General features: G+C 67.9%; 15 protein-coding genes and 1 pseudogene. 9 read left to right on the top strand and 7 right to left on the bottom strand.

The genetic code is table 11. From position 1 onward, the window contains the following. Positions 1–17: 17 nt before the first annotated feature. The 3 genes and pseudogenes from CCO03_RS06250 to CCO03_RS06240 form a co-directional block, all read right to left on the bottom strand. Positions 18–2,890, bottom strand: a pseudogene (locus CCO03_RS06250) (2-oxoglutarate dehydrogenase E1 component). A 316-nt stretch (positions 2,891–3,206) separates the two neighbouring features. Next, entirely contained in the window at positions 3,207–3,815 is a 609-nt protein-coding gene (locus CCO03_RS06245; RefSeq protein WP_087278675.1) for an isochorismatase family protein, read from the bottom strand. A 230-nt stretch (positions 3,816–4,045) separates the two neighbouring features. Next, on the bottom strand, positions 4,046–5,152 hold the full coding sequence (locus CCO03_RS06240) for a PQQ-dependent sugar dehydrogenase (RefSeq protein ID WP_236904048.1): 1,107 nt from the start codon (positions 5,150–5,152) through the stop codon (positions 4,046–4,048). A 447-nt stretch (positions 5,153–5,599) separates the two neighbouring features. On the opposite strand from CCO03_RS06240, the gene CCO03_RS20720 reads away from it, so the two are divergent. Further along, the gene (locus CCO03_RS20720; RefSeq protein ID WP_205690364.1) at positions 5,600–6,574 is read left to right on the top strand and encodes a C40 family peptidase; all 975 of its coding nucleotides are present in this window, start codon (positions 5,600–5,602) and stop codon (positions 6,572–6,574) included. Positions 6,575–6,756: 182 nt separating this feature from the next. Next, complete coding sequence (cobA, locus tag CCO03_RS06230) at positions 6,757–7,536, top strand: uroporphyrinogen-III C-methyltransferase (RefSeq protein ID WP_087278668.1); 780 nt, start codon at positions 6,757–6,759, stop codon at positions 7,534–7,536. 266 nt (positions 7,537–7,802) lie between these two features. Here the strand turns inward: cobA and CCO03_RS06225 are convergent, their stop codons facing one another. After that, complete coding sequence (locus CCO03_RS06225; RefSeq protein WP_087278665.1) at positions 7,803–8,459, bottom strand: RlmE family RNA methyltransferase; 657 nt, start codon at positions 8,457–8,459, stop codon at positions 7,803–7,805. Positions 8,460–8,633: 174 nt separating this feature from the next. On the opposite strand from CCO03_RS06225, the gene CCO03_RS06220 reads away from it, so the two are divergent. From CCO03_RS06220 to CCO03_RS06195, 6 genes are all read left to right on the top strand, one after another. Further along, positions 8,634–9,107, top strand: a complete 474-nt coding sequence (locus CCO03_RS06220; protein ID WP_087278663.1) for a YhbY family RNA-binding protein — start codon at positions 8,634–8,636, stop codon at positions 9,105–9,107. Further along, a complete protein-coding gene (locus tag CCO03_RS06215) occupies positions 9,107–9,889 on the top strand; it encodes a glycosyltransferase (protein ID WP_236904047.1) in 783 nt (260 codons plus the stop codon). The genes CCO03_RS06220 and CCO03_RS06215 overlap by 1 nt, the downstream gene beginning before the upstream one ends. Positions 9,890–10,593: 704 nt before the next feature. Then, positions 10,594–11,073, top strand: coding sequence for a hypothetical protein (locus CCO03_RS06210; RefSeq protein ID WP_157667530.1), 480 nt, complete (start codon positions 10,594–10,596; stop codon positions 11,071–11,073). Further along, positions 11,070–11,585 carry a hypothetical protein gene (locus CCO03_RS06205; protein WP_157667529.1) on the top strand — a complete coding sequence of 172 codons (516 nt, stop codon included), beginning with the start codon at positions 11,070–11,072 and terminating at the stop codon, positions 11,583–11,585. The genes CCO03_RS06210 and CCO03_RS06205 overlap by 4 nt, the downstream gene beginning before the upstream one ends. 49 nt (positions 11,586–11,634) lie before the next feature. After that, positions 11,635–12,261, top strand: coding sequence for a superoxide dismutase (locus CCO03_RS06200; protein ID WP_087278654.1), 627 nt, complete (start codon positions 11,635–11,637; stop codon positions 12,259–12,261). Positions 12,262–12,270: 9 nt separating this feature from the next. Further along, positions 12,271–13,209 carry a ZIP family metal transporter gene (locus CCO03_RS06195; protein ID WP_087278650.1) on the top strand — a complete coding sequence of 313 codons (939 nt, stop codon included), beginning with the start codon at positions 12,271–12,273 and terminating at the stop codon, positions 13,207–13,209. A 439-nt stretch (positions 13,210–13,648) separates the two neighbouring features. On the opposite strand, the gene CCO03_RS06190 is transcribed toward CCO03_RS06195, so the two are convergent. From CCO03_RS06190 to purN, 3 genes are all read right to left on the bottom strand, one after another. Further along, positions 13,649–15,088, bottom strand: coding sequence for an RsmB/NOP family class I SAM-dependent RNA methyltransferase (locus tag CCO03_RS06190; RefSeq protein WP_087278648.1), 1,440 nt, complete (start codon positions 15,086–15,088; stop codon positions 13,649–13,651). 425 nt (positions 15,089–15,513) lie between these two features. Then, positions 15,514–16,950 carry a patatin-like phospholipase family protein gene (locus CCO03_RS06185; RefSeq protein WP_236904046.1) on the bottom strand — a complete coding sequence of 479 codons (1,437 nt, stop codon included), beginning with the start codon at positions 16,948–16,950 and terminating at the stop codon, positions 15,514–15,516. Between the two features lie 189 nt (positions 16,951–17,139). Further along, the gene (gene purN, locus CCO03_RS06180; protein WP_087278642.1) at positions 17,140–17,733 is read right to left on the bottom strand and encodes a phosphoribosylglycinamide formyltransferase; all 594 of its coding nucleotides are present in this window, start codon (positions 17,731–17,733) and stop codon (positions 17,140–17,142) included. A 23-nt stretch (positions 17,734–17,756) separates the two neighbouring features. Here purN and CCO03_RS06175 point away from each other — a divergent pair, with 23 nt between their 5' ends. After that, the gene (locus CCO03_RS06175) at positions 17,757–18,500 is read left to right on the top strand and encodes a YceH family protein (protein WP_087278638.1); all 744 of its coding nucleotides are present in this window, start codon (positions 17,757–17,759) and stop codon (positions 18,498–18,500) included. The last annotated feature ends 6 nt before the right edge of the window (positions 18,501–18,506 follow it).

Raw genomic sequence — 18,506 nt, 5'->3', positions numbered from 1 at the left:
CGTGGAGACAGGACCGATTACTTGGTCAGAACAAAGCCCTTGAGCTTGCCGAACGCGGCATCGATCAAGGCTTTTTGCTGCTCCTGATGCAGGTGGGAGTAACCCACGGCGGGCGATGCGGACGCGGCACGGCCGGCGTAACCGAGCTTCTGGCCATCGAGCATGTTCTCGTGGATGTAATGCTGCACGAAGAACCAGGCACCCTGGTTCTGCGGCTCATCCTGGCACCAGACGATTTCCTTGGCGTTGGGGTACTTCTTGACTTCCGCCGCAAAAGCCTTGTGCGGGAACGGGTACAGCTGTTCTGCACGCAGGATCGCCACGCTGTTGTCGCCCGTTTCCTCGCGGCGCTTGGCCAGGTCGTAGTAGACGCGGCCCGAGCACACCACGATGCGCTTGACGCCATCGCTGCCCTTGGGCTGCTTGGCATCGGACAACACGGTCTGGAACTGGCCCTTGGTGAACTCGACCAGCGGCGACGTGGCGTCCTTGTTCCGCAGCAGGGACTTGGGCGTCATGATGATCAGCGGCTTGCGCAGGTTGCGCAGCATCTGGCGACGCAGCACATGGAAGATCTGGCTGGCCGTGGTCGGCTGCACGATCTGCATGTTGGTGTCGGCGGCCAGCTGCATGTAACGCTCCAGGCGGGCCGAGCTGTGCTCGGGACCCTGGCCTTCGTAGCCGTGCGGCAGCATCAGCGTCAAGCCGTTCACACGGCCCCACTTCACCTCGCCCGAGGCGATGAACTGGTCGATGACCACCTGTGCGCCATTGGCAAAGTCGCCGAACTGGGCTTCCCAGATCACCAGCGTGTTGGGGTCGGTCGAGGCGTAACCGTACTCAAAACCCAGCACCGCTTCCTCCGAGAGGATGGAGTCGATGACGGTGAACGGCGCCTGGCTGTCGGTCACGTGCTGCAGAGGCAGGTAGGTACCCTCGTTCCAGCGCTCGCGCTTCTGGTCGTGCAGCACCGCGTGGCGGTGCACGAAGGTGCCACGGCCGCAATCCTCACCCGACAGGCGGATGGGGAAGCCGCTGGCCACCAGCGTGGCGAAGGCCATGTGCTCGCCCATGCCCCAGTCCACGTTCATGTCGCCACGGCCCATGGCCGCGCGGTCGTCCAGCACCTTGCGCACCAGCGGATGCACGGTGAAGCCGTCGGGCACGGTCGTGATGCGCTCGGCCACGCGGGACCATTCCGCTTCGGGAATCGCCGTGTCGCAGGCGTCGGTCCACTTCTGGTTCAGGAAGGGCGACCAGTCCACCGCGAACTTGCGCTTGAAATCGGTCAGCACGGGGTCCACGGTGTGGCGGCCGGCTTCCATGGCAGCGCGGTAGGCCGCCTGCATGTCGTCGCCCAGGGTTTCACCCAGGCCTTGGGCGGCCAATTTGTCGGCGTAGAGCTTGCGCGTGCCGGGGTGTTGGCCGATCTTCTTGTACATCAGCGGCTGGGTCAGCGCCGGCGTGTCCTGTTCGTTGTGGCCCAGTTTGCGGTAGCAGACGATGTCGACCACCACGTCCTTGTCGAAGGTCTGGCGGAATTCCAGGGCCAGCTGCGTGGCCAGCACCACCGCTTCGGGATCGTCACCGTTCACGTGCAGCACGGGGGCGTCGATCATCTTCACCACGTCGGTGCAATAGATGGTCGAGCGGGCATCGCGCGGATCGCTGGTGGTGAAGCCGATCTGGTTGTTGATGACGATGTGGACCGTGCCGCCCGTCTGGTAGCCGCGGGTTTCGGCCAGCGCCAGGGTTTCCATGACCACGCCCTGGCCGGCAAAGGCGGCGTCGCCATGCACCAGCACGGGCAGCACCTGCTTGCCCATGGGATCGCCGCGCCGATCCATGCGGGCGCGCACCGAGCCTTCGACCACCGGGTTCACGATTTCCAGGTGCGAGGGGTTGAACGCCAGCGACAGGTGAACCGGGCCATTCGGCGTCGACACGTCAGAGCTGAAGCCCTGGTGGTACTTCACGTCACCACTGGGCAGGTTCTCGGGGGCTGTGTGGTCGAACTCGGCGAACAGCATCGAGGGCATCTTGCCCAGCGTGTTCACGAGCACGTTCAGGCGGCCGCGGTGGGCCATGCCGATGACGATTTCCTGCACACCGTGCTTGCCGGCCTGATTGACCAGCTCGTCCATGGACACGATGAAGCTCTCGCCGCCTTCGAGCGAGAAACGCTTCTGACCCACGTACTTGGTGTGCAGAAAACGCTCCAGGCCTTCCGCAGCCGTCAGGCGCTCCAGCACACGCTTCTTCTGCTCGACGCTGAGCTGCGGGTTGGTGCGCGCGCTTTCGAGCTTTTGCTGCCACCAGCGCTTTTGCGTCTGGTCGGTCATGTACATGTACTCGGCGCCGATGGTGCCGCAGTAGGTCTCGCGCAGGGCATTCAGCAGCTCGCGCAGCGGCATCGATTCCTTGCCGAAGAAGGTGTTGCTCGTGTTGAACACCGTCTCCATGTCGGCATCGGAGAAACCGTAGAACGCCGGCTCGAGCTCAGGGATTTCCGGGCGTTCCGTGCGCTTGAGCGGGTCCAGGTGGGCCCAGCGGGCGCCCACGTTGCGGTACGCCGCGATCAGCTGCTGAACCGCCGTGCGCTTGCGCCCCAGCTCCGAATCGGCGCCGCTGGCTTCCACGACGCGCGTGGTGCCCTGCTTGGCACGCTCGGCAAAGGCGGCAATGACGGGAAGGTGGGGGTGTCCTTGCTGTTGCTGCCGTCCACGGCAGGAACGTGCTGCAAGGCATCGAAATAGTCGCGCCACGAATCGGGCACGCTGCCAGGATTGGCCAAATAGCTTTCATACATCTCTTCGACATACGGCGCGTTGCCGCCAAAGAGATACGAGTTACCTTGGAAAGCCGTGTAAACGGTTTTTTCCTCGCTCATGCTTCGCTCACCTTTACTCCCCTTGAGGGAGAAGAATGTTGGTTTGACACACCTTCCGCTTCACGGCTGAACCGGCTGGCGGATGCGACTGTGGCAGGGAAGGACCTGTGGGACAGTGAATGCGGCCCGAATTGTGCCACCATGGCGCAAGGCATGGGCCGCACGGGCGAAAGGTGTGTGGCATTTTGCGCACGCCTGGCCCGCCAGTGCACCCCTCGGCACGTCAAGGCGACGGCGCATGTAGGGCTTTGCGTGCGGGGTGCTTGCGCAGCGCGGCAGACGGTGCATCACCGGCCCGCCCACACCGCAGAAGCCCTCATTTGATGAGGGCGAGCACGTCTTTCCACTGCGGGTGGCTGGCGTCGCGCACCCACTCGAAGGCGACCATTTCACAGGTCACCAGCTCGGCACCGGCCCCGGCCAGCCGGTCGTAGGCGGCATCGCGATTGCGGTCGGTGCGCGAGCCGCAGGCATCGGTCACCACCCACACGTCCCACTCCTCGTCCAACAAATCGAGCGCGGTCTGCAACAGGCAGACGTGCGCCTCACAACCAGCCAGCACGATGGAGCGCCGCTCGGGCTCGGCCACCTCGGGCTTGCGCAGGTGTTTGGGCAGGCTGCGGGCGTTGCCCTGCGGGGCTTTGGCCTGCGGCCGGGGCAGCAAGGCCTCGACGAGGCCGGCCGGCACGGCGCTGAAGCTCTCCTTGTCCAGCCGCTGGGGCACCAGCTCCAGCAAGGCCGCGTCGCTGGGCCCGAGCTTGTCGGGGCAATGCTCGGTCAGCACGGCCGGCACGCGCAGCAAGCGGGCCAGTTGCGCCAGCCGCTGTGCATTGCGCAGCACGGCGGCGCCATCGGCGATGGCCGGCATCAGCTTGGCCTGAAAATCGACCAGCACCAGCTGAGAATCGTTGACGTCGAGCAACACGGAACACTCCTATCCAAAAAGCCTGTCAAACCGCCGATTGTCGGGACGGACGGCGACACGGCGAGATGGCGTCCTCTGCGTTGGGTGGACGATCCGCTTGGGGCGTCATTTGGATGAGGCAGTATGATCGAATTCCCGTTCTCACATTAACGGCAATCACCCCATACTGCCAATTCAACCAAACGGATCATCCTGACCCGCAACTGCTCGGGCCGGCCAGTCTCGCAGGCTCAAGGCTTGGGCAGCAGGCGGATGAGCTGCCCGTCGGGCGCGTCGGTCAGCACGTACAACAGGCCATCGGGCCCCTGCCGCACATCGCGGATGCGCTGGTTCAGGTTCTGCAGCAGGCTCTGCTGCCCGGCCACCGTGTCGCCCTTCATCTGCAGCCGCACCAGATGGCGGAATTTCAGCGAGCCCACGAACGCGCTGCCCTGCCAGGCCTTGCCGTAACGGTCGCTGGTCAGCCACACCAGGCCAGACGGGGCGATGGAGGGCGTCCACTGCCACACGGGCTGCGCCATGCCGGCCTTGGCGCTGCCCTCGCCGATCTTGCTGCCGTTGTAATCCACCCCATGCGTGATCACGGGCCAGCCGTGGTTCACGCCCGGCAGCGGCCGATTCAGCTCATCGCCGCCCTGCGCCCCGTGCTCCACGGCCCACAGGCGCCCCTGCCCATCCAGCGCCGCGCCCTGGATGTTGCGGTGACCCCAGCTGTAGATCTCGGGCAGGGCACCGGCCCGGCCGACCAAGGGGTTGTCCTTGGGCACCGAGCCATCCAGGTTGACGCGCACCAGCTTGCCCAGGTGCGTGTCCAGTTTCTGCGCAGAATCGCGCTCCGAGTAGCGGTCGCCCAGGCCCAGGAAGACCGTGCCGTCGGGCCGGCTGTCTTGCATGCCCTGCACGATGCGGCACCCGAAATGGGCGGTGCTGGCCACTTTGGGGCGCTGGCTGAAGATCACACGCACCTGTTCCAGGCGCGCGCCATCGGCCGACAGGCGCGCCGACGCCAGCGCCGTGCTGTTCGCCTTCGCGCCGGGCTCGTCGGCCGGTTCGCTGTAGCACAGGTACAGGCGCCGGTTGCGCTCAAAGTCGTGATCCAGCACCACATCGAGCAAGCCGCCCTGCCCGCCCGCCGCCACCGTGGGCACGCCCTGCAGCGGCGCGCCCACCTGCCCATCGGCCTGCACCACGCGCAGGGCTCCGGGGCGCTCGGTCACCAGGAAGCGCCCTTCCGGCAAAAAAGCCACCGCCCAGGGGTGGCGCAAGCCTTTGGCAACGACCTGGGGCGTCACGGGCTCGGCCACGGCCGGTTGCGCAGTCGCTTCATTTGCAACCATTTGCATCAATGCACCCACCGCCACCATCCCGATGAGGGCCTGCCGAGCAACCCGAAGTAGGCCGAATGGATGATGAGGGTTAACCCTTGAATTCCCTGGGAGCCATGGCGTGTCGTGTGACATTGTTCCTCCGCAATGAAGGCTTCATTCGACCACACAAAGCCATTCCCTCACGATCCACCCACGTTAGACACCGAAGCAGCACTTTCACGCTATTTTCGATTGTGTTGCAGAAAGTTGCGGTTATCATCTGCCGCCATCCGATTTGCAGGATGCCGTGGTGTTTTTCACGGCCTCTGCAATGCCCTCACCAGCCAGCACAGGCCGGCACGATTCCTGCGAGAACGTGCAGGCCTTCGCCAGAGAGGGCACATCCTCCAACAGCGTTGTTGCGTCACCCGGCATCCGCCGGTGGGGTCACAGCCAATGCACACGAAGTGTTGACCGATGAAGAAGCTGCTTGTTGCTGCCCTGTTCTCTGCCGCCAGCCTGGCCCAGGCTGGCCCCCTGACCGCAGCAACTGCAGAGGCTGAGAGTTCCAGCCTGATGCACCGGCTCACCCAGCAGGCCCAGGGCCTGTCCAGCCGGGCCGGCGACGTGGTGTTTTCGGCCATGGCCAAGCTCGACGTGCCTTACCGCCTGGGCGGCAATTCGCGCGACACAGGCTTTGACTGCAGCGGCCTGGTGCACGCGGTCTACAAGCAGACCCTGGGTCTGGTGCTGCCGCGCCGCGCGGCCGAGCAAGCGTCGTCAACGCAGAAGATCGCCAAGGACGAGCTGCGCCCCGGCGACCTGGTCTTCTTCAACACCATGCGCCGCTCGTACAGCCACGTCGGCATCTACATCGGCGACAACAAGTTCATCCATGCCCCGCGCACCGGCGCCCGCGTGCGCGTTGAGAACATGGACATCAACTACTGGCGCAGCCGCTTCGACGGCGCCCGCCGCGTGACCGCCCAGAGCGGCGAGTTTGAAGCGCCGCGCCTGGCGTCGGCCTACGCCCCCAGCCAGGACGCCAGCGCCTACCAGCTGACCGCCAGCGACGCGTCCAGCCGCAGCGACACCGCCTCACTGGCCCTGCAGCTGGCCGCCGCGCAAGAAGCCGGCCAGGACATCCAAGCCGCGGCTGTCAACCTGACGGAAGCGGACACCCGCAACGCCGTGGCAGCGCCCGCCAGCCCGGCCGTCAAGCGCGCTGAAGCGATCCAACGCGCGGAGGTCAAACGCACGGAGACTCAACGCGCCGAAGCCCCCCGCACCAAGGCGGCCGGTAAGGCCGCCGCGTCAACCAGCCGGGACAAGGCCCGCAGCACGGCCAAGGCCAGCACCAAGTCCAACGCCAAGGCCGACAGGCAATCCGCCGCCACCCGCAAGGCCGGCTCGGTGAAGACCGCCGCCAAATCCAGTGGCCGCAAGGTGTGATCGCGCGGTGATCCGCCCCGCCAGCCAAGCGCCGCAAGGCGCTTTTTTCATGCAGTATGCCCACATCCTCGTTGGCAATGAAATGGGCACCTTGGCATACCCCATGGATGCCCAATGAGTCCGATCCCTCGTCGCACCGCGCAGTCGTTCGGGGCTGAAATTTGCGTATGCTCGCCCCCTCCATGACGAACACACCCGATTCCCCGTCTCCGGCCCTGGGCCACGTCACCCTGGTGGGCGCCGGCCCCGGCGACCCAGAGCTGCTCACCGTCAAGGCCGCGCGTGCGCTGGCGCAAGCCACGCTGGTGCTTTACGACCACCTCGTCTCCAACGCCGTGATGGACCTGCTGCCCGCCGACTGCGAACGCATCCACGTCGGCAAGCGCAAAGGCCTGCACACCCTGCCCCAGGCCGAGATCACGGCCGAAATGATCCGCTTCGCGCGCGCGGGTCGGTCGCTGGTGCGCCTCAAGGGCGGCGACCCTTATGTGTTCGGCCGCGGCGGTGAAGAGGTCGCGGGCCTGTCCGAGGCCGGCGTGCCTTTCACGGTCATCCCCGGCATCACGGCCGCGCAAGCCGCGTCGTGCCTGGCCGGCATCCCGCTCACGCACCGCGACCACGCGCAATCGGTGGTGCTGGCCACCGGCCACCTGCAAGGCCTGCATGGCGACCGCCACGTGGACCTGGACTGGCCCTCGCTCGTGCATCAGAAGCAGACGCTGGTCATCTACATGGGGCTGGGCGCGCTGCCCATCATCAGCGAGCAGCTCGTCGCGCACGGCATGCCGGCCGACACGCCGGCCGCCCTCATCGAGCGCGCCAGCCTGCCCGAGCAACGCGTGGTGACGGGCACCGTGGCCCGGCTGCCCGCCCTGGCCGTGGCGCATCAGGTGGAATCGCCAGCGCTGATCATGATCGGCGGCGTGGTCAGCCTGCATCCGCTGCTGGCGCCCCACCACTGAGTCACTGAGCGGCTGAGGGCGGGCCTGATGCGGCGCGTGGTCGGCCAGCGCGATGACCCGGCCTTGGCTGTTCGTCACGGCGGCATCGGACGACCCCAGGGCGATCAGCGATTCGACATGCGCGTGCTGCAGCTGCTCGTTCGAGGCGTGCGCCATCGCAGCATGGGCGTCTGCCCGGTATTCTCGCCACCGCACTCACAGCGCCTGGATGGGGTATCACCCAATTTCCGTTCATTTTGAAACGGGAATCAGCCCATACTCCTCATTCAGCCTTTCAGACCGATGCCCACCAGGAAGGTTTCGGATGACCGCGACCGCGAGGCCTTGGGCTTGATGGGCTTGACCACGCGGAAGTGGTCCTTGAACAGCTTGACCAACTGGCTGTAGCCGCTGCCGTGGAACAGCTTGACCACCAGCGCCCCTTCCGGCTTCAGGTGGCTTTGCGAAAACTCCAGCGCCAGCTCGATCAGGTGCGCGATGCGCGCGGCATCTGCGGTCTCGATGCCCGACAGGTTAGGCGCCATGTCCGACACCACCACGTCGGCCTGGCGGTCGCCCACAGTCTCGCGCAACCGGGCCAGCACCTCGTCCTCGCGGAAGTCGCCCTGCAGAAAGGTCACGCCGTCCACCGGCTCCATGGGCAGGATGTCGAGCGCGATCAGCGTGCCGTTGAGCTCGCCCGTGGCTGCGCCCTCGGGCGCCATGCGCCGGCGCAGGTACTGGCTCCAGGCACCGGGCGCACTGCCCAGGTCCACCACCAGCTGGCCGGGCTTGATCAAGCCCAGTGCTTCGTCGATTTCCTTCAACTTGTAGGCCGCGCGCGCCCGGTAGCCATCGCGCTGGGCCATCTTCACGTAGGGGTCGTTGACGTGGTCGTTCAGCCACGCCTTGTTGACCTTCTTGCTTTTGGTTTTGACTTTCATGGGGAATGCAGCAGCCCGTGAACGGGCGCGGTGAATGAGAAGGCCTGGCGTCCTGCGGCCCGAAACGGCCGCCGCGCCGGCGCAGGTGGCCGCAGACCGCCCGTGTGCCTGCCAGCCAACAAGCCACGCCGTCACGGCGCGGTCTTCCCGGGTGAGGCGGGGATAATACGGCCTATGCCCCAAATTACCCTTTCCATCGCCGAGCGAAAAGCCCATCGCGCCGAGGCCCACCACCTGGATCCGGTCGTCATGGTCGGCGCCGACGGGCTCACGCCCGCCGTCCTCAAGGAGGCGGATGGTGCCCTGAACGCCCACGGCCTCATCAAGGTGCGCGTGTTCGGCGACGACCGCGCCGCGCGCGAGGCCATCTACCTGCGCCTGTGCGACGAGCTCAGCGCCGCGCCCATCCAGCACATCGGCAAGCTGCTGGTGCTGTGGCGCCCCATCCCGGACAAGGAGAAGGCCCTGGGCGACGACCGCATGCCCGGGCCCAAGGAAATCAAGGTGCTCAAGCACAGCAAGCGCGGCGGGCAGCGGCCCGAAGTGCGTCTGGTCAAGGTGCTGGGCAACGAACGCCTGACGGCCAGCGGCAAGGTCAAGCGCGCCAAGCCCAAGCAGAAGTCGGTGAAGAAGCGCCAGGCCGATTGATGAGCGACGGACTGCCTGCAAGCGCGGCGGCCGGCGCGGCCCAGCGCCACATCCTGTGCATGAAGTGGGGCACCAAGTACGGGCCCGAGTACGTCAACCGCCTGTACGCCATGGTGCGGCGCCACCTGACGGGCGATTTCAACTTCGTCTGCCTGACCGACGACGGCCGCGGGGTCAACCCCGCCGTGCAGTGCCTGCCGATCCCGCCGCTGAACCTGAACCTCAAGCCGGGCGAGCGCGATGGCGCCTGGAAGAAGCTGACCACCTTCGAGGCCGACCTGCATGGCCTGCGCGGCACGGCCTTGTTCCTGGACCTGGACGTGGTGATCGTGGACAGCATCGATGCATTTTTCGAGCTGCCCGGCCCGTTCCGCATCATCCGCGACTACCCGCGCTTTTGGCGCTTGGGCGAGCGCGTGACGGGCAACTCCTCGGTCTACCGCTTCGAGCTGGGCGCCCATGCCGACGTGCTGGCCCACTTCCGCGGCCACATGGCCGAGGTGCAGCAGCGCTACCGCAACGAGCAGGCCTTCCTGTCCGACGTCCTGCACCAGCAGGGCGTGATCGACTACTGGCCCGACGGCTGGTGCCCGAGCTTCAAGTACCACGGCATCCCGGCCTGGCCCACCAACCTTTGGCGTGAGCCCTTTGTGCCGGCGAACGCCAAGATCGTCATCTTCCACGGCGAGGTCAACCCGCCCGACGCGCTGGCCGGCCGGCGCAACAAGCGGTTTGCCCACATCGAACCCGCGCGCTGGATCGCCGATCACTGGCGCGAGTGAGCCCGGCGCCGGCCCGCGCCTGGTTGGCCGGTGGCGCGGGCTGCAACGCTGCACCCCTTCCCGGACGCGCCTGAACCCGGCCCGCGCGGTCCCGACGCCGAGCAGCCGGGATCAGCCGCGCAACATCGCCGGCAGCGTCACACGCGTTGAGCCCAGCCAACGCTGGAACGCTCGTCCGATTGACATGCCCGCCTCGACCTCGCGCGTCGTGCAACGTCCCGTCCCGTCGCGATGCCGCCGCGCACGCACGCGTCATCGCCCACGCGCTGAAGCAGCGTCGGGTGGGCAAGGCGATTCGCCCGATTGCGGCTCCGCGCCGTCAACGCGACCCGCATTCATCACCCCTTGAGCCGAGTTCAGTCCACCGCAGCCCGGGACGCGCCACAGCCTCACCCTGACCCACCGCCGGCGCACAGTGCAATCCGAAGTGGCCGCTCGCTCCACTTCACCATGCAGGTGGCAACCTGGCCCGCAGCGCCCACCCGGCTGCCGGCGTGCAGGCCCTGCGCAGCCGAGGGCGCGACGTCAGACGCGACAAGGCGCGCCCCCACTTGACCTCCTTCCCGTCGCCTGGCACACCGCAAAACACTGCCGACTCCATGGAAATTAATGAGAATCATTAGCATTTGATATGCTCAGGCACCCGTGTGCAACAGAGACGCGCCGTCACCGCGCCGCGGTTGCCGCGGACATGGAGAAGCTGGGTGTCATTTTCGGAAGACGTCAATCAGTTGGCCCGCGAGCATGCGGTGCTGCTGCGTCGCTATGGCGAGCTGCAGCGGCGCTGGGCCGACCTGATGCAAGGCAAGACCCAGGAAGTGGCGCGCCTGCAGACCCACCTGATGCGCCTGCGCGCCATGCTCATCCTGCAGGGCACCCTCATGGCGTGGGAACGCGAGGATCGGGCCCTGGCACGCGACACCAGCCTGGCGCCCAACCGCGGCCAGCTGATCACCTGCGAAGCCAGCCCCATTGCCCCCGAGTGGGCCCAGCACTGGTTGCACCACGGCCTGCTGGCGATCGACCTGGTGCTCTGCCAGACGGGCTGCGTCAGCCACGACGACTTCTGGCGCGACGGCGACGATTGCAAACGCCTGGGCCAGACCTGCGTGCGGGTGAACCACCCCGACGCGGTGCCGCTGACGGCCCGCGCCCCCCGCACCGCCGCCGGGGACACACCATGACGGACACGCCCAGGCCCTGCCCTCCGACCAAGCCTGAATCCGTGCCCGACCACCCGCTGCTTGCGCGCTGGCAGCGGCTCAGCCGCGCTGGCCTGGACCACAGCCGCGCACACCGCCCGCTGCCGGCCTTGATCCGCCACGACGAAGCGACCCAGGTGGCGCGGCAGCTGTTGGACCTGCCCGTCGGCGAGGTGGTCGACGACCACCGCGTGGCGGCATTCATCGTGGCCCACCTGAACCTCGCCGGCTGCCATGTCGACCTGGGCCAGACCGCGAGCGCGGCGCAGTGCCTGCAGGCCGCATGGCAGGACCTGACCCATCGGCTGCACGACGACACCGCCCCCGCCGCGTTGCAGGGCGCCATCGGCCGCCAGCTGCACCACCTGCTGGCCGCCCAGCGCGAACTGCCCGGCCCCGCATCGCGCCCAGCTGGCTCGCACGCGGCGGTGTCCAAGCCCCCGCCGCCGGTCGAAGCCCAGGCCAGCCGCTGGCCCGGCCGCCGGCTGCAATGAGGCACGGACCTTGGACTGCTCTTTCCCTTTCACCACCACAGGACGCGTCATGCCCTACACCCTGCCCACCCTGAGCTATGCCTACACCGCGCTCGAGCCCCACATCGATGCGCAAACCATGGAAATCCACCACACCAAGCACCACCAGACCTATGTGAACAACCTGAACGCGGCCCTGGAGGGCACGCCGCACGCCGACCTGCCGGTGGAAACGCTGATCGCCCAGATCGACGCGCTGCCCGAAGGCGTGCGCGCCGCGGTGCGCAACAACGGCGGTGGCCATGCCAACCACAGCCTGTTCTGGCTCGTGATGTCGCCCCAGGGCGGCGGCCAGCCCCAAGGTGACCTGGCCACCGCCATCACGGCTGACCTGGGCGGCTTCGACGCCTTCAAGGACGCCTTCACCAAAGCCGCCCTGAGCCGCTTCGGCAGCGGCTGGGCCTGGCTCACCGTGAACGCCCAGGGCAAGCTCGGCGTCGAAAGCAGCGCCAACCAGGACAACCCGCTGATGGCCGGCATCGCCTCGGGCAACACCCCCATCCTGGGCCTGGACGTGTGGGAGCACGCTTATTACCTCAAGTACCAGAACCGCCGCCCCGAGTACATCGCCGCCTTCTACAACGTCGTCGACTGGGCCGAGGTCGCCCGCCGCTACGCCGCCGCCCAGCCGCGCTGAAGGCCTGCCATGCCCGACCACCCGAACGACGGCCCTGCAGCTACCCACGCCGGCCGACCCGCGCTGCGCCTGGGGCCGTTCCGGCTGCAGACCCTGATCGGCCTGGCGATTTGCGCCGCCGGCGTGCTGGTCACCTGCGCCATGCTCTGGGACGCGCTGCTGCACCAGCCCTCGGTTCGGGCCGCCCTGCTGGGCGGCAGCATCGCCGCGCTCGCCACGGCACTGGGCACCATCCCCGTGCTCGTGTCGCACCGGCCTTCCGAACGGGTGCAGGACACCCTGTTCGGCTTTGGCGCCGGCGTCATGCTCGCGGCCTGCGCGTTCTCACTCGTGCTGCCCGGGCTCGAAGCCGCCGAGGCTTCCGGCATCTGGGGCGGCAGCCCCTGGGCGGCGGGCAGCATCGTCGGCATGGCCATCCTGCTGGGCGGTGCCGCCCTGCTGCTGATGGACCGCCTGCTGCCGCACGAGCACTTCATCAAAGGCCCCGAGGGGGCGGACGGCCGGCAGTTGCGCCGCGTCTGGCTGTTCGTGTTCGCCATTGCCCTGCACAACCTGCCCGAGGGCATGGCGATCGGCGTGGGCTACGCCGGCACCGACAGCATGCGGGCCAATGCCCTGGCCATCGGCATCGCCATCCAGGACGTGCCCGAGGGCTTTGTGGTGGCGGCCGCCCTGCTTGCGGCCGGCTACTCGCGCCTGCATGCCGTGGCCCTGGGCATTGCCTCGGGCCTGATCGAGCCGCTGGGCGCCGTGGCCGGCGCCGCCATCATCGGCCACTCGACCCTGCTGCTGCCGTGGGGCCTGGGTTTCGCGGCCGGCGCCATGCTGTTCGTGATCAGCCACGAAATCATCCCCGAGTCGCACCGCAAGGGCCACGAGGCCTACGCCACCACCGGCCTGATGGTGGGTTTCGTGCTGATGATGGTGCTGGACACGGCCCTGGCTTGATGCGGCATCACAAAGCTGCCGCCTTCAAAGCAAGCAGTATGTGGCATTTCTCGTTTTCACATCAACGACAATAAGCGCATACTGCCTTCAAGAACTCTGAAAAACCCAGCATCGACGTGCTGGACCGCATGCGGGCCGCCTGACGACGCGGGGTTCACAGGCCCGCAGGCCACGGCCCTCGCCCAACCGACGCGCACGGCCATCGGCGTCGGTCTCCGCTTCAGGGTTGCTCCGCGTGCAGCGTGACGCCCAGGGCGGGTCCGCCTCGGCGAGATGGGTAAAGACCATCCGCCTGGAGGGGCGGGCCAAGCGCTTCAGGCGCCCTGCCGCTGCGGTCGATGGGCCGCACCGAAGCCGAAGACGAGCCGAAATCGCCAACCGCATCACGCGTTCACCGGCTTCGATGTCGGCAGCAGGCGATGGCCACGCGTTGCGCCGTTCAGCGGCGGCGCTGCCACACGGCGGCAAAAAAGCCGTCCGTGCCATGGCGCTGAGGCCACAGCCGCAGGTAGGGCGACGGCGCCAGCCGCGACGCGGTCGCCGGCTCCGAAGCCGCCTCGTCCGCCGCGGCGACCGTCGCCTCCACCCGACTTGGCCCCAGGCTGTGTGTCAGCGCCTCGGCCTGCGCCACCTTGGCCTTGGCCAGCACCTCGGCCACGGGCACCGGCTCGAAATCGCGGTGCGCGGCCGCGAAAGCCCGGGCCAGGTCTTCGTTCTCTTCGCGCAGCAGGCTACAGGTGGCGTAGACCAGCCGGCCGCCGGGCTTCACCAGCCGCGCCGCCGCAGTAAGGATGCGCGCCTGCAGCTCGGGGTACTGGTCGGCTTCGGCCTCGGACAGCCGCCACTTGCGGTCGGGGCTGCGGCGCAGCGTGCCCAGGCCCGTGCAGGGCGCATCGACGAGCACGCGGTCCATCTTGCCGGCCAGCGTTTTCAGGCGTTCGTCGGCCTCGTGGGCGATGGCGATGGGGTAGAGGTTGCGCACACCGGCCCGCAGGGCGCGCGGCTGCAGGCCTTCCAGCCGGTGCGTCGAGGTGTCGAAGGCGTAGACGCGGCCCTGGTCGCGCATCATGGCCGCCATGGCCAGGGTCTTGCCGCCCGCGCCGGCGCAGAAATCGGCCACCATGTCGCCGCGCCGCGCATCGACGAGCAGGGCCAGCAGCTGCGAGCCTTCGTCCTGCACCTCGATCTCGCCTTGCCGGAAGGCGTCGCTCTGCGTGAGCCTGGGCTTGCCCTGCATGCGCAAGCCCCAGGGGGAGTACGGCGTGCTGTCGTTCTCAAAACCATCGGCAGCCAGCGATACCGCCAAGGCCGATCGCTTGGCTTTGGCGATGTTGACGCGCACGTCGAGCGGCGCCGGCGTCAGCAGGGCCTGCGCCAGCGGCCAGGCCTCGTCACCCAGCTGGGCCTGCAGGCGCTGCGCCAGCCACTGCGGCAGGTTGTGGCGCATGGGGTCGTCCAGGTTGGCCGGCTGCGCGGTGGCCTGAGCCTGCTGCAGCCAGACCGCCTCCTCGGGTGTGGCACCGGCCACGCCGGCCCCCGTGTGGGCCAGGGCCAGCAGGGCCAGGCGGCGCGTGCGGCCAGCGGCCTCGCCGGGGCCGTCCTTGGCCAGGTGGGTGAACCAGTTGCGCTCGCGCAGCACGGCAAAGCAGGCCTCGCTGATGGCCCCGCGCTCGCGCGGCCCCAGGTTGCGGTGTTGCTTGAAATGGGCGGCCAGCAGCGCATCGGCCGGTTGCGGGCTTTGGCGCAATTGCGTGAGCAGCAGCGCCACCTGGTCCACCAGGCTGTGGCCGGTCGCCGGACCGCTGCGCGGCCGCTGGCCGCCACGCGGGTGCTGCGCCGACGGCGCACGGGAAGGGCTGGATCGTTTGGAGCTGGGCATGCGGCGATTGTCCCATCCGGGCCTGCGTGCCCCCTGCCACGCAGACAACGTCCAGCGCGGGTTCAGCCTCGTCCAGGGGGTTCGCGGCCGTGGGCCAACGGCCTGAACGCGATGGGCGTGGTCGGCAGGTGCGGCGTCACCACCCGGCACACGACCCTCGTGCGTCCGCCCTGCGTCACCAACGCATTCACCTCACCCGCGCGGCCGTGGGGTTCAAGCCCCGAGCCTGCGGGCGCCTTGCGCGTCAGGCCCCCGGCTGCCTGGATGGGGGTCTCGTCACAGGTCCCCCGTCACGACCGGGGGCTGGTGAGGACAGGCCCCGATGCGTGGCCATGTGCCGTCTTGCGCGTCACACACTCAGGCAGTATGGCATCAGTCTCGTTTCTGATGAAACGGCAATCACACCATACTGCCTGAATTTCGTTTCACACCATGCCCGCCGCAACGCGGTGGCGCACCTGGTGGTGTGCGTCGTCGGCCAGGTCGTAGGTGGTCACGCCCTGGGCGTGGGTGACGCGCAGCAGATCGGGGTGGGCCAGCGTGTGCTGCATGTCGCGCACACCCGCTTGCCAGTGCGATTGCACGGCCGCGCGCGAGAACTCGAAGTCGGCCGCCGCGAACGGGCGCTGCGAGCGGTAGATGAGGTGCACGATGTCGACCGGCTTGCGGTGCAGGTGGCGGCGCAGCAGCTGGACCTCGGGGTCGTCCTGCAGCTCGGGCGGCAGGCGCTTGAGCAGCGCGGCCAGCTTTTCGCCCAGGTTGATCTGCGTTTCGAGCACGTTGGAGTTCATGCGCGTGCGGCTGGAGTACTGAATGTCCTTCTGGCGCGCGATGACCTGGCCGATGGTGGTCGGCATGGGCCCGCGCGCACTGAACAGGTCGACCTGCAGCACCATCAGCGGCAGCTCGCGTGGCTGCTGGTCCAGCACGTGTTGCAGCGGGGTGTTGCTGACGACGCCACCGTCCCAGTAGTCCTCGCCGTCGATGTGCACGGCCGGAAAGCCCGGCGGCAGCGCGGCACTGGCCATGATGTGCTCGGGGCCAATGGTCTGGTGTCGGTTGTCGAAGTAGATGGAGTTGCCGGTGCGCACGTTCACCGCGCCGACGGAGAAGCGCACGCCACCGTGGTTGAGGCGGTCGAAGTCGACCAGCCTGAGCAGGGTCTCGCGCAGCGGCGCGGTGTCGTACACACCGGCCAGCGGGGCATCCAGCCCCCACAGCCACAGCGGCGTGGGCCGCGGGTTGAACATGCCGGGAATGCCAAACACCATGGCGGCACCGGCGCTGGCCTCGGCCAGCAGCTGCTCGTCGCCGCCCCAGCGGGGCATCAGTTGACCCGGGGCCGAGGACACCTGGCGCCAGAAGGCCTGCAAGGCCTCGACCCGGCGTTCGGGCGCATTGCCCGCGATCAAGGCGCCGTTGATGGCGCCGATCGAGACGCCAGCCACCCAGTCCAGCACCTTGTAGTCGCGGTGCAGTGCTTCGAACACGCCGGCCTGGTAAGCCCCCAGGGCCCCGCCGCCCTGCAGCACCAGCGCCTTGGTGACCTGGCTGAGGTCGCGCTTCAGGAAGGTTTGCGACTGGCCATCGACGATGCTGGGCAGCGGCGCTTGGGTTGCCGCGGGTCCAAGCGTTGCGTGGGTTACAACGGGTTCAGGCGTTGCGTGGGTTGCAGCCGGTTCAGCCGCTGCGGGAGTCTCAACGGGTTCAGGCGTGGTGGCCGGCGCCGCCTGAGCGCCCGCCTGGGACATCGCGTCCGTCGCCGGCACGCTGCCGGCTTGCGCCAGGGGCGCTGTAGGGCGTGGCCCTGGTTGGCTGCCGGCCTGCAGCCGGGACGTGGGCTTGGATCTCGATTTGCGCATGGGCCGATTGTGCACTGCAGCAATCACCTGGGGCCGCGCACCTGCGGTCAAAAAGCGACGACGACCTGATCCAGGCACTGCCGCGGCGGCTCAGGCGTCCGAACGTGGGCTTGACCCTGCTCACCCCCCCAAGCCGCCTCACACCCACACCGAACTGCGTTGGTGGAGGCAAGCCGCAGACTCCGAGAGTCAGGCGGCCGTGCCGGGCCGCGTGAGCCACTGCAGCACAGCGCGCGGGTAGATGACGTGCTCCTGGCTCAGCACGCGCAGGGCCAGCGCATCGGCCGTGTCGCCCGGCAAGACCGGCACCACGGCCTGCGCCAGGATGGGACCGTTGTCGAGCTCGGCCGTCACCAGGTGCACGGTGGCGCCCGCGAACTGGCAGCCGGCGTCGATGGCCCGCTGGTGCGTGTGCAGGCCCGCGAATGCCGGCAGCAGCGAGGGGTGGATGTTGACCAGCCGCCCGGCGTAGTGCTGCACAAAGCCCTCGGTCAGGATGCGCATGAAGCCCGCCAGCACCACCAGGGCCGGCTCGAAGGCGTCGATGGCCTGCGCCAGCGCGGCGTCGAAGTCCGCGCGCGAGGCGTAGGCTTTGTGGTCGAGCACCTGTGTGGCCACCCCCCGCGAGGCGGCGGTCTGCAGCCCCTTGGCATCGGCCTTGTTGCTGATCACGGCGGCCACGCGCACGCCGTGCTCGCGCTCCCAATGCTGGCGTTCGGCGGCCTCCAGGATGGCCGCCATGTTGGAGCCCGTGCCAGAGATGAGAATGACGATGTTTTTCATGGAACCCGAAATTATCTGCGCTCATGGACATCACCCCCACCGCCCCCACCCCGTTCGACCCGCAACAGACGCCGCTGTCCCCGGTCGAGGCCCGTGTGCTGGGCACGCTGATGGAAAAAGCCCGCACCGTGCCCGACACCTACCCCATGACCCTCAACGGGCTGGTGACAGGCTGCAACCAGAAAACCAGCCGCGACCCCGTGCTGCAGCTGTCCGAGGCCGAGGTGCTGGCCGCGCTGGACGAGCTGCGGCAGCGCCACCTCGTCCACGAGGTGAGCGGTGGCCGAACCCCCAAGTACAGCCACCAGTTCACGCGCGTGCTGGCCGTGCCCGATCAGTCGGCTGCGCTGCTGGGCCTGCTGATGCTGCGCGGCCCGCAAACGGCGGGTGAGCTGCGCCTGAACGCCGAACGCTGGCACCGCTTTGCCGACATTTCCTCGGTCGAGGCCTTTCTGGACGAGCTGGCAAACCGCAGTGCAGAAAAAGGCGGTCCATTGGTGACCCGATTAGCCCGTACAGTTGGCGAGCGGGAGTCACGCTGGACGCAGTTGCTGACCGGTGGCTCCCATCACAATGCGCAGGCAGGCCAGAGCCCCGCCCCGGCCACCCCGGACAGCGACACGGCAGCCGACATCAGCGCCTTGAAATCCCGCGTGAGCGAGTTGGAAACGCAGCTGCAAGCACTCTGTGAAGCCTTGGGCTTGTCTCAAAAAAGACCAAGTCTGTCTCAAAATTGTGATAAAAGCGACCCTCTGACTGGAGACTGAACCGTT

The sequence above is a fragment of the Comamonas serinivorans genome, assembly GCF_002158865.1.
Lineage (GTDB): Bacteria > Pseudomonadota > Gammaproteobacteria > Burkholderiales > Burkholderiaceae_C > Comamonas_E > Comamonas_E serinivorans.
The sequence above is the reverse complement of the archived record's forward strand: the minus strand, read 5'-3'. Positions and strand labels throughout refer to the sequence as shown.

Coding starts and splice junctions, on each gene's coding strand:
- CCO03_RS06240 (WP_236904048.1), bottom strand. CDS start 5,152: ATGGTTGCAAATGAAGCGACTGCGCAACCGGCCGTGGCCGAGCCCGTG.
- CCO03_RS06185 (WP_236904046.1), bottom strand. CDS start 16,950: ATGCGCAAATCGAGATCCAAGCCCACGTCCCGGCTGCAGGCCGGCAGC.
- CCO03_RS20720 (WP_205690364.1), top strand. CDS start 5,600: ATGAAGAAGCTGCTTGTTGCTGCCCTGTTCTCTGCCGCCAGCCTGGCC.
- CCO03_RS06175 (WP_087278638.1), top strand. CDS start 17,757: ATGGACATCACCCCCACCGCCCCCACCCCGTTCGACCCGCAACAGACG.
- cobA (WP_087278668.1), top strand. CDS start 6,757: ATGACGAACACACCCGATTCCCCGTCTCCGGCCCTGGGCCACGTCACC.
- CCO03_RS06205 (WP_157667529.1), top strand. CDS start 11,070: ATGACGGACACGCCCAGGCCCTGCCCTCCGACCAAGCCTGAATCCGTG.
- CCO03_RS06200 (WP_087278654.1), top strand. CDS start 11,635: ATGCCCTACACCCTGCCCACCCTGAGCTATGCCTACACCGCGCTCGAG.
- purN (WP_087278642.1), bottom strand. CDS start 17,733: ATGAAAAACATCGTCATTCTCATCTCTGGCACGGGCTCCAACATGGCG.
- CCO03_RS06215 (WP_236904047.1), top strand. CDS start 9,107: ATGAGCGACGGACTGCCTGCAAGCGCGGCGGCCGGCGCGGCCCAGCGC.
- CCO03_RS06195 (WP_087278650.1), top strand. CDS start 12,271: ATGCCCGACCACCCGAACGACGGCCCTGCAGCTACCCACGCCGGCCGA.
- CCO03_RS06225 (WP_087278665.1), bottom strand. CDS start 8,459: ATGAAAGTCAAAACCAAAAGCAAGAAGGTCAACAAGGCGTGGCTGAAC.
- CCO03_RS06220 (WP_087278663.1), top strand. CDS start 8,634: ATGCCCCAAATTACCCTTTCCATCGCCGAGCGAAAAGCCCATCGCGCC.
- CCO03_RS06190 (WP_087278648.1), bottom strand. CDS start 15,088: ATGCCCAGCTCCAAACGATCCAGCCCTTCCCGTGCGCCGTCGGCGCAG.